Annotated in this window: 15 protein-coding genes; 11 read left to right on the top strand and 4 right to left on the bottom strand. The window is 55.0% G+C overall.

The annotated features are described in order from the left end of the window. The first annotated feature begins 19 nt into the window (after positions 1-19). Both tssM and tagF read left to right on the top strand, forming a co-directional pair. A complete protein-coding gene (gene tssM / locus HUW35_RS05245; RefSeq protein ID WP_181254570.1) occupies positions 20-3,559 on the top strand; it encodes a type VI secretion system membrane subunit TssM in 3,540 nt (1,179 codons plus the stop codon). 11 nt (positions 3,560-3,570) lie between these two features. Continuing rightward, the gene (tagF, locus tag HUW35_RS05240) at positions 3,571-4,236 is read left to right on the top strand and encodes a type VI secretion system-associated protein TagF (RefSeq protein WP_181254569.1); all 666 of its coding nucleotides are present in this window, start codon (positions 3,571-3,573) and stop codon (positions 4,234-4,236) included. A gap of 317 nt (positions 4,237-4,553) precedes the next feature. Here tagF and HUW35_RS18715 read toward each other — a convergent pair whose 3' ends face one another. Continuing rightward, positions 4,554-4,763: a hypothetical protein gene (locus HUW35_RS18715; protein WP_219932653.1), complete on the bottom strand. Its 210-nt coding sequence runs from the start codon at positions 4,761-4,763 to the stop codon at positions 4,554-4,556. A 153-nt stretch (positions 4,764-4,916) separates the two neighbouring features. Between HUW35_RS18715 and HUW35_RS18710 the strand changes: the two genes are divergently transcribed. From HUW35_RS18710 to tssH, 9 genes are all read left to right on the top strand, one after another. Continuing rightward, complete coding sequence (locus HUW35_RS18710; protein WP_219932652.1) at positions 4,917-5,351, top strand: hypothetical protein; 435 nt, start codon at positions 4,917-4,919, stop codon at positions 5,349-5,351. 65 nt (positions 5,352-5,416) lie between these two features. After that, the gene (gene tssA, locus HUW35_RS05230) at positions 5,417-6,685 is read left to right on the top strand and encodes a type VI secretion system protein TssA (RefSeq protein ID WP_181254567.1); all 1,269 of its coding nucleotides are present in this window, start codon (positions 5,417-5,419) and stop codon (positions 6,683-6,685) included. Between the two features lie 46 nt (positions 6,686-6,731). After that, a complete protein-coding gene (tssB, locus tag HUW35_RS05225; RefSeq protein ID WP_181254566.1) occupies positions 6,732-7,250 on the top strand; it encodes a type VI secretion system contractile sheath small subunit in 519 nt (172 codons plus the stop codon). Beyond that, complete coding sequence (gene tssC, locus HUW35_RS05220) at positions 7,250-8,737, top strand: type VI secretion system contractile sheath large subunit (protein WP_181254565.1); 1,488 nt, start codon at positions 7,250-7,252, stop codon at positions 8,735-8,737. Before tssB ends, tssC (HUW35_RS05220) begins: the two co-directional genes overlap by 1 nt. A gap of 89 nt (positions 8,738-8,826) precedes the next feature. After that, positions 8,827-10,341: a type VI secretion system contractile sheath large subunit gene (tssC, locus tag HUW35_RS05215; RefSeq protein ID WP_255463505.1), complete on the top strand. Its 1,515-nt coding sequence runs from the start codon at positions 8,827-8,829 to the stop codon at positions 10,339-10,341. Further along, complete coding sequence (gene tssE, locus HUW35_RS05210) at positions 10,341-10,823, top strand: type VI secretion system baseplate subunit TssE (RefSeq protein WP_181254564.1); 483 nt, start codon at positions 10,341-10,343, stop codon at positions 10,821-10,823. The genes tssC (HUW35_RS05215) and tssE overlap by 1 nt, the downstream gene beginning before the upstream one ends. Then, positions 10,823-12,652, top strand: a complete 1,830-nt coding sequence (gene tssF / locus HUW35_RS05205) for a type VI secretion system baseplate subunit TssF (protein WP_181254563.1) — start codon at positions 10,823-10,825, stop codon at positions 12,650-12,652. The genes tssE and tssF overlap by 1 nt, the downstream gene beginning before the upstream one ends. Then, entirely contained in the window at positions 12,616-13,839 is a 1,224-nt protein-coding gene (gene tssG, locus HUW35_RS05200) for a type VI secretion system baseplate subunit TssG (RefSeq protein ID WP_181254562.1), read from the top strand. The genes tssF and tssG overlap by 37 nt, the downstream gene beginning before the upstream one ends. 69 nt (positions 13,840-13,908) lie before the next feature. Then, positions 13,909-16,572, top strand: coding sequence for a type VI secretion system ATPase TssH (gene tssH, locus HUW35_RS05195; protein ID WP_181254561.1), 2,664 nt, complete (start codon positions 13,909-13,911; stop codon positions 16,570-16,572). A gap of 68 nt (positions 16,573-16,640) precedes the next feature. Here tssH and HUW35_RS05190 read toward each other — a convergent pair whose 3' ends face one another. Genes HUW35_RS05190 through HUW35_RS05180 form a run of 3 tightly spaced genes read right to left on the bottom strand, consistent with a single transcriptional unit; the run spans position 16,641 to position 19,481 of the window. Further along, on the bottom strand, positions 16,641-16,934 hold the full coding sequence (locus HUW35_RS05190) for a PAAR domain-containing protein (RefSeq protein ID WP_181254560.1): 294 nt from the start codon (positions 16,932-16,934) through the stop codon (positions 16,641-16,643). A 54-nt stretch (positions 16,935-16,988) separates the two neighbouring features. After that, positions 16,989-17,564 carry a hypothetical protein gene (locus tag HUW35_RS05185; RefSeq protein ID WP_181254559.1) on the bottom strand — a complete coding sequence of 192 codons (576 nt, stop codon included), beginning with the start codon at positions 17,562-17,564 and terminating at the stop codon, positions 16,989-16,991. 12 nt (positions 17,565-17,576) lie between these two features. Then, entirely contained in the window at positions 17,577-19,481 is a 1,905-nt protein-coding gene (locus HUW35_RS05180) for a type VI secretion system Vgr family protein (RefSeq protein ID WP_181254558.1), read from the bottom strand. Positions 19,482-19,516 lie beyond the last annotated feature (35 nt).

Genomic DNA, 19,516 nt, shown 5'->3' with positions numbered 1-19,516 from the left:
GCGGGGACTGGAGTAATTCATGAAACGACTGGCGAATTTTTTTACCAATAAATGGGTGCTGGGCCTGATTGGCTTGTGTGCGCTCTCGCTATTAATCTGGTTTGGTGCCGATTACATAAAATTTGGCAGCGATAATGCGACCCTGTCCACGGGTGTACGGCTCACCATCATCGTATTTATGTTTGCGATCTGGCTGGTATGGAACCTGAGCCAGTGGCTGGTGGAGCGCCGTCAAAACCAGGCATTGATCCAGGGCATTGAAGAATCGCAGGAGGACGAAGCAGATCCGGACCAGGAGCGCAGCCGTGAAGAGCTGAATGCGTTGTCGGAGCGTTTTCGCGATGCCATGCAGGTGCTGCGCAAGGCGCGGTTCAAATCCCAGCGCGGCAACGTGTCTCTCTATCAGCTGCCCTGGTACATCATTATCGGCCCGCCCGGATCCGGTAAAACGACTGCACTGGTCAATTCCGGTCTGGAATTTCCTCTCGCACAGAGTCACGGCAAAGAGGCCCTCGGCGGCATAGGCGGTACACGCAATTGCGACTGGTGGTTTACCAATGATGCGGTTTTGATTGATACCGCCGGGCGCTATACCACACAGGACAGCCACCGCGTATATGACAACAGTGCCTGGAAAGCCTTTCTGAATCTGTTGCAGCGCTACCGCCGTCGCCGGCCGATTAATGGCGTGCTGGTCGCAATCAGCCTGCAGGATCTGATGGTGCAGACCACCGAGCAGCGCGTACATCAGGCTAAGACCATCCGCGCGCGGATCAATGATCTGCAGCAGCAGCTGGGGATCCGCTTCCCGATTTATCTGACCTTCACCAAGTGTGACCTGGTTGCCGGTTTCAGCGAATATTTCGACAATCTTTCCCAGGCAGAGCGCGAGCAGGTGTGGGGAATCAGCTTCCCTGCAGAGGCGCACGCGGGGGCGGGTGCGCCACTGGATGACTTTGTCAGCGAATTCCAGGCGTTGATCCAGCGGCTCAACCAGCGGGTCCTGTGGCGTGTGCACCAGGAGCGCAATGTCGAGAAGCGCGCTCTGTTGCAGGGGTTCCCGGCGCGTATGGAAAGCCTGCAAAACGTATTGTCCGATTTTGTGAAGCAGGCATTCAGCGCCAATCGCTATGACACAGTGCCCATGGTGCGCGGTGTGTACTTTACCAGTGGCACCCAGGAGGGCAGCCCGATTGACCGGATGATGGCTTCGGTGAGTTCCGACTTCGGACTCGAGCGCGACGCGGCGCAGCGATTCCAGGGTGTAGGCAAAAGCTATTTCCTGCATCGCCTGTTGAAAGATGTCATCTTCCCGGAAGCCGAGCTGGTCGGGGTGAACCGCAAGGTTGAAAGTGTTACCCGTTGGTTGCGCGGTGCGGTCTACGTGGGGTCCGTTGCCGCTATTGTCGGTGCTCTATTCCTGTGGACCGGCAGTATTGCGCAGAACAAGCGATATATGGGAGAAGTCCGCGACAACATTGCGCTTTACGAGGAAGCCAGGGAAAAACTGGGAGACCGCAAAATCTCACCATTACAAACCCTGGAGCTACTAGAGCCACTGGAGGCGGCTTCTCGCGTATATCAGAAAGAAGAGCACCCCTGGCTGAATAATCTCGGTTTGTACGATGAGAGAGTCGATGCCGCGGCAGATCGCCTTTATCGCGAGCAGCTGGAGCTCACCTTCCTGCCGGCACTGCAGCGTGCCCTGGAGCAGCGACTGGTAAAACTCGACAGCGCGGACCCAGCGCTGACCCAGACGCTGAAGACCTATCTGATGCTGTTTAACCCGGAAAAGCGCAGTCTGGAAGATTTAACGGCCTACTTCAGCGATGAATGGTCGCAGTCTCTGTCGGGCGAGGCCGGTAAACAGGAGCAGATGCTGGCGCATCTGGAACGCCTTTTCTCCCGCCCGCTGCCGGAAAATCTCGAGCCCAACGAGCGGGTAATTGCAACGGCCCGCCAGCAATTACGTCGTATACCGGTACCGCAGCGCCTGTACGCGCAGATGCTGCGCAGCGATCTGGGGCAGACACAGATCGATCTCTACGGCGAAGTGGGTGGAGACACCGCACAACTGTTCGGTGTCGACCCGGGTGACAGTCGCTTCCATATTCCCTACCTGTATACCAAGGCCGGTTATAAAGAGTTGGACTTCGATGCAGATTCCCCGCTGCTGGATCAGCTGGCAGACGAGCGCTGGATATACGGCGGTGATCTCAGTGGGGAAGATTTCAATGAGGAAGATCGCAAGCGCCTTGGAGAGGACGTCAAACGTATCTACCTCGGCGAATACCAGCAGCGCTGGCAGCAGTTCGTATCCGGTTTTTCAATCCAGCGGTTCCAGTCCACTTCCGAAGCGCTGGATGTATTGTCAAAACTTTCCGACCCGGTCTACTCGCCCCTGCTGGCTATTGCCGAAATCACTTCGGACAACACGTCGCTGACTCCGCGTCCTGAAGTGCCCGTGGACGCGAGTGGCGTACCGCTACCGGTTTCCAGTACGACCCGTCGTCTCGGCGCTGCCGCGGTCAGCGGTGCAGCCAGCAAGCTGACGGAAAAATTCCAGCCCACCGTGGTAGACCTCCGGTTTGAGGAACTGCAAAGATTGACCCGCAGCGAGAAAGGTCGCCCGGCTCGGGTTCAGGATTACCTTTCCAGTATCACCCAGCTGCAGGAGTATCTGGCGGAGATTGACAGCGGTGTGGATAGCGATGAAGTCGCTTTCAACAAGGCCAAGGCGCGCTTCAGTGGCGCTGGAGATGCAATCAAACAGCTTCGGGTAAAGGCTGCCAATGCACCGGCACCGTTTGACCACTGGCTGGAAGAGATCGCAGACAGCACCTGGGGACTGGTGATGGCCAAAGCCAAGCGCCACACCGATCGCGTATGGCGGGAGCAGGTCTACAGTGTGTACAGCCGTAGCCTGGCGGATCGCTTCCCTCTGCGCGCCAGCGGCAGCCAGGAAGCGCCGGTAATGGAGTTCAACAAGTACTTCAAGCCCGGTGGTATCGAGCAGCAGTTCGTACAGGAGTACCTGAAGCCGTTTGTAGATACCCGCAACTGGAAGCTCAGGGTCCTGGAAGGTCAGACATTGGGTATCTCCAGTGATGCACTGCGTCAGATGCAGCGCGCGGAGCGTATCCGAAAAACCCTGTTCAGTCAGGGTGAGCAGGCAGGATACAGTTTCCGTATAGAGCCCACCAAGCTGGATTCCGGTGTAAGACTGTTTTCCCTGGAGCTGGGTAGTCAGCGGGTTCCCTATTCACACGGCCCGCGCACGCGCTCGAAGCTGGATTGGCGCGGCGGGGAAACTAACCGGGTACGGATTCTGTTTGAGGACCTGAATGAAACCGTGCATCGCCAACATTTCGAAGGCGACTGGGCCTGGTATCGCTTGTTGCTGAATTCCGAACTGGAGTCTTCACGCAACGGTTCTGAATATCTGGTTACTTTCCGAGAATCCGGGCGTTCGGCGCAGTTCAAGCTTTCTGCAGCCGGCGTGAGCAATCCCTTCGATCAAGGCTTGCTGGGCGGTTATCGCTGTCCGCAGGTACTGTAAACGGAGCAGATATGTCACGCAGCGGACTGTTTGGAAAACTTCCGGGGCACGGCGACTTCATTCAACGGGAGTTGCCTGCAAGTTTTGTTACACCCTGGGACGAATGGCTGCAGCGCGCGGTACACGGTTCGCGAGAGCTAGTTGGTGAGCGCTGGCTGGATTATTACCTGACAAGCCCAATTTGGCGGTTCGCTATGAGTCCCGGTGTTCTCAACCAGCAGGGCTGGGCAGGGATACTGGTTCCCAGTGTGGATAGTGTTGGGCGCTACTTTCCTGTAACGCTGGCGGCGCCACTGGAAAATGGGGCAAATCCGTTTGCTGTACAGATTGATGCCGAGGAATGGTATGAACAGGCCTCTGCACTGGCAATAGATGCACTACAGAATGCACTTTCCGCGGACCAGGTTTTGGAGAGGTTCCCGCCGCTTGCAGACCTGCCGGGCAATGCCATCACTGCGGAAAATGAAGGCGACCTGTTAACACTCAATGGCGCCTCAAGAATTTCACAACATTATCCGTCAATGCTCGAATTTCTTATGAAGGATAAACATAACAGCTTCAGCCTCTGGTGGTGTGCAGGTTCACAGCACCTTGCGCCGAGTTCGTTGTTGAGCCCGGGGCTGCCAGATCCGGGAAGTTATTGCGGAATGCTTGGAGCGCCGAAATTTCACTGGTAAACAAATTGGTAGAGTCTTCTGTCTACTTGGTATGAGCGTACCAATAAAAACCCGTTTTTTCTGAGCATATCCATTTAAATCGGTGTTCAAGCGGAATTCTATTCCGATAAAATAATGGTTTGGTGTTTCGGTAATGGGTACGTTCGTACCGGTTTTGCGTGCAGGTTGCGGGATAGTATTCCTTGTGCGTCTATACCAGATAGTGAAAGCGCTGTTGCTTAGTTTGTGTAAGTTTTTTCAGGTCGAACATTGAAGTGCGGCCTTGCCAGGAATCCGTCAAAAGATTTTCGTGGCAGCAAGTTCAGGGATTGAAAATGTCAGCGAGGCAGTGCCAGGTAGTTTTTACCGGCGTTCTTAGGGAAGGTTTTGATCGTCGGCAGGGCATCCGGTTGCTGTCCGAGAAGTTTGGTCTTGATTTTGCCCAGATAAAAAAGCTGCTGAGTAGTGACTTTCCAGTAGTAAAAACCTGTGACCAGATCGCGGAAGGCGAGAAACTGGTGCAGGCCTTCTGGGTTACGGGGTGGCATGCCGAAGTCCGATGCAGCGATAACGCCGCAGAGAATTCGAGTATCGTTAGGCCCGCTTCGGCAACGGTGCGGCTGACCGCCGATGACGGCAGCTGTTCTGTCTCCGTGCCGGGTTGCTGGCGGGTATTTGACGACCTGAACCAGAGAGCGGTTTTGCAGGCAGGTAGCCTGGAAAACAACGAGTTTATGGTCGTGCTTCCGCAGAGAGTGGAAGATTTTCCGTCGGCGCCAACGGTAGAAGAATACTGTCACGCGCAGTTATCCCAATGTGCTGCGCAGCTCTATCAGGCGGCGGTAAGCCGTCCACCAGAGAAACTGCAAATTGATACTGGAACCGGATTCTTTGGCGAGTTACTTGCCGAGGTCGATACCGTGCCGGTCCAGTACCTTGTAGCCTGTATCGGCTGTGATGACAGAATCTATACCCTGTTCCTGTGGTGCGAGCAGAGTATATTTTCAGGGCGCAGGCGCGAATTCGATCAACTGATCGCAAGCTTTTCTGCAGTGGCGGAATATGGCTCGCATAAAAATGGTAAAAGTTCGGAGAGCACTGCACCTGATGTGTTCTCCCAGGCGGCTCTGGCCTGAAAAAATTGCTAAACGATAGGCGCGTAGTAGAAACATTCTGCGCCCGATAATGAAAAGGAATTTTCATGGCATTTCCGAATGCGATAGAACTGGATGCTCTTCTGCAGGATATTCCCGGCGAGCAGCGGCAGGGCGAAGACATCCGCGCAGACCGTTCCCCCACCTCCGATTACTACACCATCAAAGATGCCCGCAACAGCGCGCGTGCCGCAGAGCGTTCGGCGATGTTCGACGAGAGTGACGCCGACCTGCTCGCACCTTGGCGCGAGGTGGCCAAGACCGCACAGAAGATTCTCAAGGAAAAGAGCAAGGATCTCGAGGTTGCCAGCTGGTATACCGAAGCGCTGATTCGCCTGCATGGCTTTCCTGGGCTGCGTGACGGATTTATGCTCATCGAACGGTTGATCGCGGAATACTGGGACGACCTCTACCCCGAGCCCGATGAGGACGGCATAGAAACCAAAGTGGCGCCCCTTACCGGCCTCAACGGCGATGGTGCGGACGGCACACTGTTGATGCCGATCCGCAACGCGGATATCACCCCGGAGGGCGATTACGGTAGTTATTCCTTCTTCCACTACCAGCAGGCCCGGGACGCAGACAAGATCGCTGACCCTGATGCCAAGGCGGCGCGGGTAGAAACGCTCGGCTACAGCATCGGCGAGTTCGATGCCTGTGCCACCCCGGCGGCGCCGCAATGGGCATCGGATCTGGTGGATACACTGGAAGAGTGCCTCACCAGTTTCAAGGCTACCAATGCTGTGCTGCGGGAATCCTGTGGCAGCGATGCACCCCCCTCGACCAATATCACCAGCCTCCTGGATGAGGTGTTGCGCACAGTTCGCTTCGTCTACAAGTCCCAGCTCGAATCGCTCGCCGCCGCCGAGGAAGTTGAGCCCGTTACGATGGATGCCGCGCAGGAGCCTGCCGCCGTCGCCGAAAATGGAGCAATTGCGATGCAGATGGTTTCTGTACCCACCGGTGCTATCACCTCCAGGGAAGACGCCCTGCAATTGCTGGAAAAGGCCGCGAAATATTTCCGCACATATGAGCCGCATACACCGCTGGCGCCCGGTCTCGAGCGACTGATCGGCTGGGGCCGGATGACCGTAGCTGAGCTGATGGGTGAACTTCTGCCCGACGACCACTCCCGTGCCATGTATTCACAGCTGACTGGTGTGCGACTGGATGGCTCTGACAGCCAGCGTTATGTGGCGCCACCGGTTACCCAATCCACCCCTGCCGAGCAGCCTGCTGCCGGCGCCGAGTCTCAACCCGCCCAGGAAGATGCGGGCTGGGCAGCCCCGGAGCCGACCGCAGAACCCAGTTGGTAAAACCCAAGAAAACACACGATTCCTGTATTGAGGAAAGGAGACCCAGATGTCCGAGAGTATTCACAACAAACTGAAGCGCGTGCGTAAGCCGCGTGTCCACATTACCTATGATGTTGAAACCAATGGTGCGGAAGTAAAAAAAGAACTGCCTTTCGTGACTGGCGTCATGGGTGATTACTCCGGCGACAACATGGAAAACCGAAAGGCGTTGAAAGAACGCAAGTTCGTTCAGATTGACCGCGACAATTTCAACGATGTGATGGCCAAGGTGAATCCGAAACTGGAGCTGCAGGTGGAAAACACCCTGTCTGACGACGGCAGCAAGATGGCGGTAAACCTCGATTTCAATCACATGGATGACTTTACCCCAGAGCAGATTGTGGAACAGGTTGAGCCCCTCAAGCAGTTGCTCGAAGCGCGCAGCAAACTGCGAGATCTGCTGAGCAAAGCTGACCGCTCTGAGGAGCTGGAGAAAGTTCTGGAAGACATTCTCCAGAGCACTGAAAACGTCACGGCAATCTCCGAGCAGCTGGGACTGGGAGATGACAAGGGAGAGGATGCGTAATGAGCACAGAAGTTGAAAATGTAGCGGAACAGGAAGCGGAAGAGCAGTCGGTAAGTCTGCTGGAGCAGGCCATTTCTGCGACCAAGCAAACTCAGCCAGATGAAGCTCAGGACCTGATTGCCAACCTGACCCAACAGGTTCTGCAGGGTACCGTGACCTGGGATCGCAACCTTACCCAGACCGTCAATAAAGCGGTTGCGGCTATTGATGCGGCAATGTCCAAGCAGCTCGCTGCAATTATGCACGATGAAAAATTCCAGAAACTTGAGGGTTCCTGGCGCGGTCTTAACCATCTGGTAATGAACAGCGAAACAGGCGCGACCCTCAAGGTCCGTATGATGAACATTACCAAGCGCGAGTTGTTCCGCGATCTGGACAAAGCGGTTGAGTTTGACCAGAGCCAGACCTTCAAAAAGATCTACGAGGAAGAGTTCGGTACCGCGGGTGGCGAACCATTTGGCTGCATGATTGGCGACTTCGAATTCACCAGTCACCCGGAAGACATCGAGCTGCTGAGCAAAATGTCCAATGTGGCCGCTGCCGGTTTCTGTCCGTTCATCTCTGCAGCTGGTGCGGGTATGTTCGGTTTCAATGATTTCACCGAGCTCTCCAAGCCCCGCGATCTGGGCGGTATTTTCGAGTCTGGTGAATACATCAAGTGGCGCAGCTTCCGCGATAGCGATGACTCCCGATTCGTAACCCTGGTGATGCCGCGCACCCTGGCGCGTACTCCGTATGGCGCCAACACCAAGCCGGTTGAATCTTTCAACTACGAAGAGTTCGAAGTAGACGAGGACGGTGTCTCCCGTCCGGCCAATCACGAACAGTATTGCTGGATGAATGCCGCATACGTGATGGGTACCACCATGACCAAGGCATTTGCTGAAAACTCCTGGTGTACCGCGATTCGCGGTGCCGAAGGCGGCGGTAAAGTAGAAGGCCTGCCCACCCACCTGTTCAAAAGCGATGATGGTGACCTGGACCAGAAGTGTCCGACCGAAATCGGCATCACCGATCGTCGCGAAGCGGAGCTCAGTGCCCAGGGTTTCCTGCCGCTGTGTCACTACAAGAATACCGATTACTCCGTGTTCTTTGGTTCCCAGAGCACCCAGAAGCCCAAAGTATTCGACGATCCAGATGCGACCGCAAATGCCTCCATCTCCGCTCGCCTGCCATACCTGATGGCAACCTCGCGTATCGCCCACTACCTCAAGGTCATGGCGCGCGACAAAGTAGGCAGCTTTATGGAAGCTGGTGATTGTGAGCGCTGGCTGAACAAGTGGATCTCCCAGTACACCAACTCCAACCCGGATGCCAGTGCCGAAATGAAGGCGAAGTATCCGCTGGCAGAAGCGCGGGTAGAGGTGAAGGAAATTCCAGGCCAGCCCGGTTGCTACAGTGCTGTTGCGTACCTGAAGCCCTGGCTGCAGATGGAAGAGCTCACTACTTCCATGCGCATGGTGGCCAATATCCCGAGCGCAGGGTAATTGGCGAAGGGCCGATCGCTTGATCGGCCCTTCATCCGCCAGCTTTCGTCTGTTAACACACCTCTCATACCCACTGGGGAGTGCCTGCCTTGCCCTCGAAGTCTTCCCGCCAGAAGCCAGGTGACCCTATCCTGTTCGCCGAGTCACTGCTTCAGGGTGGTGGAAACCCGTTGCGGAAATTTCTGGACGAGCCGGATGACCTGTATGCATTTGAATATTGGCTGAATGCATTCAGTGGCTCTGGTAATACCGGTCGTCACACTGTGCGTGAGTGGCTGAATCAGGTAATTGCGGAGCTCGATCTCCTGATCAGTGATCAGGTTAACGAGATTCTCCATCACCCCAAATTCCAGGAACTGGAAGCGCGCTGGCGCGGTTTGTCGATGCTGATCTCCGAGACGCCGGCGGCCGACAATATTGTCATCAAATTGCTGGATGTCAGCTGGAAAGACCTTTCCCGAGATATAGAGCGCGCCCCGGATTACGATCAGTCCGGGTTGTTTCATCTCGTTTACAACGAAGAGTTTGGTACCCCTGGTGGCGAGCCTTTTGGACTGCTGATCGGTGACTACTATATTTCCCATCAGCCGTTTGAAGGCCACCCATACGACGACGTGTTTACCCTGCAGGGGATCGCCCATACCGCGGCCGCAGCTTTCGCACCGTTTATCTGTAGCGCGGCGCCGCAGCTTTTCGGCGTGGACAGTTTTGATGATGTCGCGCGACCGATCGACTTTTCCGAGGTTTTCCGCCAGAAACAGTACATCCGCTGGAACAGCCTGCGCGATCTGGAAGATTCCCGATTTATCGGTGTGCTGCTGCCTCAGGTTCTGATGCGGCAACCGCACACCCGGGGGTTCTCCAATTACCGGGGTATTCGCTTTGGTGAAAGTGTTCAATCCTCGGACGCGAAAAATCATCTGTGGGGTAATGCGGTGTTCGCGATGGGCTGTGTACTGATTCGCGAGTTTGATGAGGTCGGCTGGTTCTCCCATATCCGCGGCGTGGCGCGGGATCACTTGGGAGGTGGTTTGGTTACCCAGTTGCCGAATGTTCCCTACGGTGTCGACAGCAGTGCGCAGTCCATCAAGATGGCGACCTCCATCCTGATTACCGACTTTGCCGAGCGGGAACTCAGCGACCTCGGTTTTGCGTGTCTGTGCCACTGCTACGACTCGCCTTACAGTGCATTTAACAGCGTGCCGTCTTTACAGCGGCCGAAGCGGTACAGCTCCAAATCTGCCACAGCCAACGCCAGAATCAGCGGTATGCTGCAGCAGATATTGTGTGCTTCCCGCTTCGCCCATTACATAAAAGTGATGATTCGTGACAAGGTCGGCGCCTACATGAACGCTGCGGATTGCGAGCGACAACTTCAGCACTGGATGGATCGGTATACCACCGGCCGTGAAGACCTGTCGTGGGAAATGCTCGCGCGTTACCCACTGCGCGAGGCGCGGGTGCGGGTAATGGATGAACCCGGAAAGCCCGGGAGCTATCAAAGCGTCATTCACCTGAAGAGCCACTATACGGTCGATCATTTGGTGTCTGAATTGAAGTTGACCACTGCGCTGTCGCAGATTGGTGTGGGAGCGACCAGTTGATGAGCCAGTCCACACACGAGAAGCGATTGCTGGCACCGCTTCTGGATCGCCTGCTAGATTCCTCAGGCAACATGGATATTCACCGCCCCCACCAGGTGTTGCGTCAGCTGCGGGAAGGTGTGAGACGGGACCTCGAGTTCCTGTTCAATACACGCTACCGGTGCCTGTCCGCCCCGGAGGGGCACGAGCATCTCGACGATTCAAATATCAATTACGGCCTGCCGGATTTATCCACGGTAAACCTCACGTCCGGAGAAAGTCGCCGAAAATTTTGCCGAGATATCGAACGCACTATCCTCCGCTACGAGCCGAGGATCAGTTCGGTCAAGGTGAATACCCAGGAAAATATCGACGTCGAGGATCCCAGTATACGGTTCCGGGTGGAAGCCGTTTTACATGTAAACCCGGCATCGGAGGTCATCGTGTTCGATTCTGCATTGAATCCGGTCACGCAACTGGTCGATGTGTCAGAGGTGCGATAATGACAGAAAAACTGATAGACCTTTATGAGCGCGAACTGGCGTTCGTACAGCAGACTGCCGGCGAGTTTGCACGTATGCACCCGGCAGCGGCGGCGCGCCTGCAGCTGGACACCGATACGGTAGATGACCCGCTGGTGGCGCGTCTGCTGTCTGGCTTCGCATATATGAACGCGCGTGTGCAACAGAAGCTGAGTGATGATTTCCCGGAACTGACAGACGCGATTCTGGAAACCCTGTATCCCCATTACCTGCGTCCGATCCCGTCATGCGCGATCATTCAGTTCGAACCAGAATCGGATCTGGATGGCATCGTCCAACTCGAAAAAGACCTTGTACTGGAGTCCGAGAGCTTTCAGGGCCAGACTTGTCGGTTTACCAGTCGGTATCCCGTAGACGTATGTCCGTTTCAGGCAGAGAGCGCCAGCTTGATGCCGAGGCCATTTATCGCTCCGGGCTGTAATGACATCTCCGGTGCCAATGCGGTACTCAAGCTATCGCTGAAGACGTTCAGCGAGGATGTGAGCTTCGGCGAACTCAAACCAAGCCGTCTGCGTTTCTTTCTGAAGGGTCAGCCGAGTCACATCTATGACCTTTACGACCTGATTCTGACGAAATGTGTAAAGCTCGTCGTTGCGACGGGTGAAGGGGATCCCAATCCGGTGTTTCTTGACGCGGATGCCTTAAAGCAGGTGGGACTGGGTCCGGATGAGGGGCTATTGCCGTATCCGGACTCGGCATTTCTCGGCTACCGCCTGCTCACCGAGTATTTCGCATTTCCCGAGAAGTTCCAGTTTATCGACGTGGATGGTCTTGCAGGGGCAATCAGCGATAAGTACGGCGACACACTGAACCTCTATATCTACCTGTCGGAGTCCCACGACGAGCTGGAAAAACAGCTGTCGCCGACCATGTTCTGCCTGGGTTGTACCCCGGTGGTCAATCTGTTCGACCACAGTGCTGATCCGATTCCGGTTACTCAGGAAGAGTACAGCTACCACGTGATTCCCGATGTGCGGCGCAGTGATGGTCTTGAGGTGTATTCGATAGATGCGGTCAGCTCCACCAATGCCGGGGGAGAAAGTACCCGATACCGTCCGTTCTATGGTATTCAGCACAGCCATTCTTCTGATGGGAAATCCGCATTCTGGTACTCGCGTCGACGGGATGTGATCGAGGGTGAGCACCGCAATGAGCAGGCCACTGAAGTCGATATCATGCTGGTGGATCTGGATTTCAATCCGTACGACGCGGATCAGCAGACCCTGGGGCTGAAACTTACCTGTACCAATCGCAATCTGCCGAAAAAATTACCTTCCGGCAATGCTCAGCCATATCTGTCTATCGTCGATGGCGATGCGCCGGCAAAACGGATCAGTTGTCCAGTTGCCCCCACCGCTACTATTCGCCCACCGAGGCGGGATCGCGCTTACTGGAGACTGATTTCTCACCTTAACCTGAACCATCTTTCCCTGAGCAATACCGGTGGTGTGGATGTACTGAAAGAGATACTGCGGCTTTACGATTTCCGCAATTCCGGCAGTACCCGCAACATGATCGAGTCGCTCCTGCAGCTCGAAACCCGTCCTATCACGGCGCCGATTCAGGTAGATAGCAGTGTGGTCTTGTGTCGTGGTACCGAGGTCACCGTCGAGTTTGATTCGATGATGCTTGCAGGTACTTCGCCCCTGCTATTCGCCAGCGTGATCGAACGCTTCCTCGGGCTCTACTGCTCAATTAATTCCTTTACCAGACTGATTGCCAAATTGAGCGATCGAGATGGAGAACTGAAAAGATGGCCTCCACGCGCCGGCGACAAAGCGTTAGTGTAATCCAGCGGCTTCGCGAGGAGCCGTATCGCTTTGAATTTTTTCAGGCGGTGCGGACCCTGGAGCGCGCGGTTCTTATCGAGCAGCAGGGTGAAGATTCCGATATTGCCGCGGCGGGCGAAGTATTTGCTCGCGAGCCGCTAGCCAGTGCCGCGCCGCCGGCGCGGGAGATATTGCGTTTTAAAGCGCAGTCCTCGCTGTCGTTCGTCGCCTCGGATGTAATCCGAATCGAAGAGCGTGAAATTTCCGCACCATTCTCCACACGCCAGAGAGGTGATGCAGAGCGCGATAAAGACGGTCGGGACTCCCTGAACACTGAAGATACGGCCCCGGAAAAGCAGTGGAGCATGGAAGTTGGCTTCGGTGGCCTCGTGGGTAGTCAGGGGGTTATGCCCTACTACCTGACGGAGGTGGTACACCGTGAACTGCGCGAAAAGAACACGGCACTGCGGGACTTTCTGGATATTTTCCACCACCGCAATATCTCTTTGTTCTATCGCGCGTGGCAAAAATACCAGCTGCCGGTCAATTACGAGTCGGCAAAGCTGCGCAAGGCGAGAGAGCCGGATTTATTCAGCCAAGCGCTGGCATCCATTGCTGGGCTGGGTACCAGCGAGCTTCGATACCGGATGCCGATCCCGGACGATGTTCTTTACGGCATGGCCGGGCACTTGGGGCGACAGCAGTGCTCCGCAGCGGCGCTGGAAAGTATGATCCGCCAATATTTTGGTCTGAAGGTTTCGGTCGAGCAGTTCCAGGGACAGTGGGACGATCTGCCCGAAGATGTGCTCACCCGATTGCCAGGACCACGGTATCCGCTAGGGGTCAACAATCGCTTGGGCACTGACACGATTCTCGGAACGCAGTGCTTCCAGGCTCAGAATAAATTCCGCATCGTAATCGAACCACTGGATTACGAGGAGCATATGGCCATTGCCCCTGGTTCTGAAAAACTGGAAGCACTGAAATCATTTATCCAGTTGAGTGCAGGTATTGAAATGGACTTTGAAATTTCAGCCACCTTGTATACCAGCCAGGTCTCACCGGTTCAGCTCACCGGAGATGACAGCCACCAGCCGCTATTAGGCTGGAACACACATATGGCCAGCGATCAGGACCAGGATGAAAAGGTAGTGGTTAGTTTGAGTGCGGATCAAATGTCACCAGAAGAGGCGTTGCCTGCGGCATAACAGTGGAAGCCAAAAGGCGACAGTGATCACTTGTGAAATAACAGGGAATAAACTGAGGGAAATAATATTATGATCAACGTGGATCTAAAAAGGCTCGTGGATACCATGACGCCCGTCATGCGCGAATCGCTTGAGGGTGCAGCGGGCCTCTGTCTGGCGCAAAGTCAGTACAATGTTGAGCTAGAGCACTGGCTGCTGAAACTATTGGATCAATCGGATACTGATTTCTACCACCTGTTGGAAAAACACGACGTCAATCCCTCGAATCTCGCCAAGCAACTGGCCGGTGCCATCGCCCGTTTCAAGTCCGGCAGCAGTCGGCCGGCGGCATTGTCGCCCAGTATTGTCGAGGCCGCGAAAAACTGCTGGATTCTGGCGTCCATCGATTTTGGCCACCGAGCGGTAAGTTCAGGACATTTGCTCGCGGCGCTGTTGCTGGAAGAAGCCTCTCGTCGCCAGCTATTGGAGTCCTGCCCGGAACTGAAAAGTATCGCTCCCGAGTCAATCCGCGAAACCGCTCGGGCCATGTTTGGCCACAGTGGAGAGTCCAGCGCGGTAAGCGGCGCGGAGCACAGCGCAGATGGCGCCCAGGTTGCGGTTGCCGCGAGCAAGGCGCCGGCGCTGGATAAATATACGGTTAACCTGACCCAGCGCGCTCGCGATGGAGAAATCGACCCCGTACTCGGGCGCGATGAGGAAATTCGCCAGTGTATCGATATTCTTACCCGCCGCCGCCAGAATAACCCGATTCTTACCGGCGAAGCTGGCGTGGGTAAAACCGCTGTGGTCGAAGGGTTCGCACTGCGTATCGCCAGCGGTGATGTTCCGACGCCACTGCGCGATGTCACTGTGCGAACCCTGGATCTGGGCCTGCTGCAAGCCGGCGCCAGCGTAAAAGGGGAGTTCGAAAATCGTCTGAAGTCCGTAATTGAAGAAGTGAGAGCTTCGGCGTCACCGATCATCCTGTTTATCGACGAAGCCCATACCATGATTGGTGCGGGCGGCAAGGAAGGACAGGGCGATGCCGCCAACCTGTTAAAGCCTGCTCTGGCGCGGGGCGAATTGCGTACTATCGCTGCCACCACCTGGGCAGAGTACAAGAAATACTTTGAGCGCGACCCGGCACTTACCCGCCGCTTCCAGGTAGTCAAAGTCGAAGAGCCAGACGAACAGAAAGCCGTGGATATGATGCGGGGTATCGCGCCCAGCCTTGAATCTCACCACAAGGTGCGCATTCTGGATGAGGCCGTGGTCGCGTCGGTCAAGCTTTCTCATCGTTATATCCCCGGAAGACAGCTACCCGATAAATCGGTGAGCCTGCTCGACACGGCGTGCGCGCGCGTCGCCCTGAGTCAGTCCTCTACTCCGGGTGCAATCGAGGATATGCAGCGCATTGTCGCCAGCAGCACCCGCACCATTGAAAAACTGCAGCGCGAAAATGCCGCGACTGGTGTGCACGAAGATGCGATTCAGCAACTGCAGCTGGAACAGCAGGAAGCGCAGCAGCAGCTGGATCGTTTGCAAAGTCAACTGCAGCAGGAGCAGGAACTGATTGCAGAGATCCGTACCCTGCGCGACCAAATCGATGAAGAGTATTCCAAGCAGCTCTCTGGTAGTGATAGTGCCGTTGATGCCTCGGCGCTGGAGGATTTCAAGCAGCAGTTACAAACTCTCACAGAGCAGTTGCAGGAGATCCAGGGAGAAACGCCACTGATGCAGTCGGCGGTAGACGAGCAGTCTATTGCCGAGGTCATTGCCAACTGGACCGGGATACCGGTCGGCAAAATGGTCAGTAATGAAATTGAAGCGGTGCAGACGCTTGCTGAGAGGCTCAATCAACGGGTCATCGGTCAGCCCCACGCACTGGACGCCGTTGCACAGGCGGTGCGCACTTCCCGCGCTGGCCTTACCGACCCGCGCAAGCCCGTGGGCGTTTTCCTGTTCTGTGGTACCAGTGGCGTGGGTAAAACCGAGACGGCACTGGCGCTGGCAGACGAGCTGTTCGGGGGTGAGCAAAATATCACCACCATCAATATGTCCGAGTTCAAGGAGGAGCACAAAGTCTCCATGCTGCTCGGATCACCTCCCGGCTATGTCGGATACGGTGAGGGCGGTGTACTGACTGAGGCCGCGCGGCGCAAGCCATACTCTGTGATATTGCTGGATGAAATGGAAAAGGCGCATCCCGGTGTACAGGATATCTTTTACAACCTGTTCGACAAGGGCACTATCAAGGATGGTGAAGGCCGCGATATCGACTTCAAGAATACGCTGATCATCATGACTTCCAATGCGGGTGAGGATGCGATCCGCGCAATCTTCAATCAGGTTGAAGAAAAGCCGGATCCTGAGGTGCTGCTGGACAATATCCGTCCGCACCTTCTGCAGAAATTCAAGCCGGCATTTCTCGGTCGCGCCAATGTGGTTGCCTATTACCCGCTGGATGATGAAAACCTGGTGGAAATCTGCAAGATCAATATGCGCCGTATTGGGAAGCGTGTGAAGGAGCATTACGGAGCCAGCTTCAGTTATGACGACGATGTACTGGTCAATATCGTTGCCCGTTGTCAGGAGGCGGATACCGGTGCGCGGAACATCGAGGTAATTCTCAACCGTACACTGCTGCCGTCACTGGCGAGTGAATGTCTGAATAGAATGGCGAAGGGTGAAGATATTCGTCAGGTGCATGTGGGGGCCACAGAGGAGGGTGACTTCAGTTATTCGCTTAGCTGAAGCCCTTTGAGCTGAAGCCAGACCCCAAGTAAAAAAATGCCCTGCTAAGCAGGGCTTTTTTTTGCAGATCAACCGCCGATCAGTACCGTGGGGCAGCCCAGGATGATCACACCGCCATGAGCGGTGGAGTCACCCATTCGGGCAGCGGGCTTGTTGTTGATCAATACCGTAGCGCTGCCGCTCACGATAGAGTCTGGTGGGCCAACACAGACACAGCTAGTCCCCATATTGGCGGCCGGCATATTACCGATCAGTACAGTGGGCGCACCGGGGCCGAGAATCGGCCCGCCCACATGAGGCACGGTGCCGGTTACCATCGGGCAGGTGTGCATGTCGGTAAGCCGGGCTGCGGGTTTACTCATAACCTTCTCCTGCACTCGGTTGAATAAAGTAGAGCATGCGCTGCTCGATAAACATCACGCGGACTTTCCAGTACCACCGCGTGCCAGATCCAGCCCTCTCTGTAAAAACTGCGCGAGTAGTTTCTCCGGGCTGATGGGATCGGTATGTACAGCAGCCAAAGTGACACTGCCGGCCACCGCATGCGCATACAGATGTGCTGGCGGCTCAATGGCGGGTTCTCCGGCGGGCGACAGGCTACCGTGAGACCAGGCCGCTGCGGTGGCCGCCCAGCTCGCCGCCGTTTTGTGGCGAGTCTGTTCCCCCAGCTGTCGACACAGCTGCCGTCTTTCTTCATTGGGGGTTCTCACCCAACCCTCTGTGGCCGCAAGCGCATTGCGATTGAGTTCATCCGTCTGGGCATTCTGGCTGTCTTTGGCGCACAGGCAGGCCCACCATACAGATTCACGCTTGGGCAGTCCCAGCGCCAGCAGCTTGATGGCATCCGGGTAGAAACCGGCATCGGCCAGTCGGTTGATACTCACTTCGGGCGCGGTATCGGGAACCAGTAAATGTTCGGCTTCCTCGCTGATCTCGAGGAATTGAAGTAGCTCGGCGGCAGTGGCAGCCTGCACTTTAACCAGGTCAGTCATGCTAGCAATCCGTCAGTTAATTTTTGTAAGACCGCCTTTAAGAGTCAGTATTCCAGAGGCGCTGACTTCCGTAGTGGCAGAGCCCTTGCAAGTCACCTTGATTCCCTTGATGGTGATGCCACCTTGCTCGATCTTGATACTGTTACCACCTACCTTGAACTCGATTGATTTACTGGAAGTGACGGAAATAGCGCCCTTTGCCTTGATCGTCTGATTTCCGCCAATATCGACGATCTGGTTGCCCTTGCCTAGTTTGATCGACTGATCACCTTTATCAACCGAGATAGACTGATTGCCGCTTTTCAGTGTAACAGTCTCGTTTCCGTCGGTAATCGTGATTGCTCGATCATTCTTTACTTCCAGTGACTGATTGTTCTCTACCTTTCCGCTCTGGTCATTATGAATAAGGAAAGTGTGGTCTTTTCCCGCCTCCATATAGATTTCTTCGTTTTCGTGCTTGTCGTCGAAGCGAAGCTCGTTGAAGTTGCTGCTGTCGTACTGCGTTTTCCAGCCACTTTGTGTGGCCGTATAACCGGGTCCGGTATTGTCGCCGTTATATACGGCTCCCGTTACCAGCGGGCGTTCCATATCGCCGTTGATGTAGGTGATGACGACTTCCTGTCCCACCCTCGGCACAAAATTGGCCCCCCAATTCTTACCGGAAAACGATTGCATTACCCGTACCCAGCAACTGTTCTGCTTGGAATTCCAGGGGAATTTCACCTTGACCTGTGTATAAGGGTCCTTGGAGCTCGCTGACTCCGTGGCTTTCACGCTGAGCACTTCGGCCACCTGCGGTGCGTGTATTTGCTTGGTGCCGATAAACGGATCAGGACGAGGGGTTACCTTGTCCGGTATACAAGTGAAGGTGTTCTTGAAGTGGGTATCATCACTGTTGCTGTCCGTAGCGGTGATACGTACGGAAGTGAGCAGGTATTTTCCCTTTTCCGACTTTATGGTGTGATCGAGCTGGAAAAAGCCACCTGCGGCCAACGCCGGACAGTCACTGCTGCCGTGGCCGATGTCGAAACGACTTTCCTGAGCCTCAATGGCCCGTTTTGCAAGCTCCTTATGGTAGCTGTCCTGGAAGGCGTGTTCGGAGTCGCCGGAAACCTTAAAGTGATTTACGCCGTATATATTTTGGATGTAATCGGAAACGCCGTTCAGTTTGCTGGCTGTTTTAACCGATTGAAGGTTGTCCTTTCCGGGAGTGAACTCGTTATAGTCCTTCAGTTCATAGCCGCCGCCATGATAGTTAAAGTCCCTGTGCCAGCTGCTCACTGAATTCTTGCGCGGATTACTGCCACCACCGTCGTATTCCACTTTGTCGGAGATGCAGTCATCGTAGTCTTGATATTTATCGCAGATAACCAGTTCGTGAGATCCATTTTTTTGCTTGAAATAGTAGGAGATCCCTTCCTGCGCCATCAGACGGTGAATGAACTGGAAGTCTGTTTCATTGAACTGGGTGCAATATGCGCGCGTGATATATTCAGCATTCGTTTTATCGCTGAACTTGATTACACTGCTGTACTCACCGAGGACCTCTTTGATGATGTCCTTCGCTGATTTCTTCTCGAAAATTCGGTTTTTCCCACCAAGGTTAGTGAACCATAACCCCGGCTGTATTACGGCAATGTACAGTCGCATCCCTTCAGAATTCACATCATGCATTGAGAAATGCGTAACATACCCGTCGATATACCGTTCTTTTTCCGAGTACTGAATGCTGGCCGTGAATGGTTTTCCCACGATATCTGCTTGCTCGATATCGTGCTTCTTGGAGAGTAGCTTGAGCTGGTAGCGGTAAGGTTTGGATATGTGCTCTTCGCCATGTAATGCAGTGGCGATAAAAGTGTCTTTGCCGATCGAACAGTTTGTCCGAATCATGCGTTTGTCTTGATTTATGGAAGACATAACAGCCCCAAATCCCTATAGGTGCCAGCAGGTAC

Origin of the sequence: Microbulbifer sp. YPW1, assembly GCF_013367775.1 — a bacterium.
Lineage (GTDB): Bacteria > Pseudomonadota > Gammaproteobacteria > Pseudomonadales > Cellvibrionaceae > Microbulbifer.
Note: the sequence above shows the minus strand (reverse complement) of the source record. Positions and strands in the feature narration are given on the sequence as shown.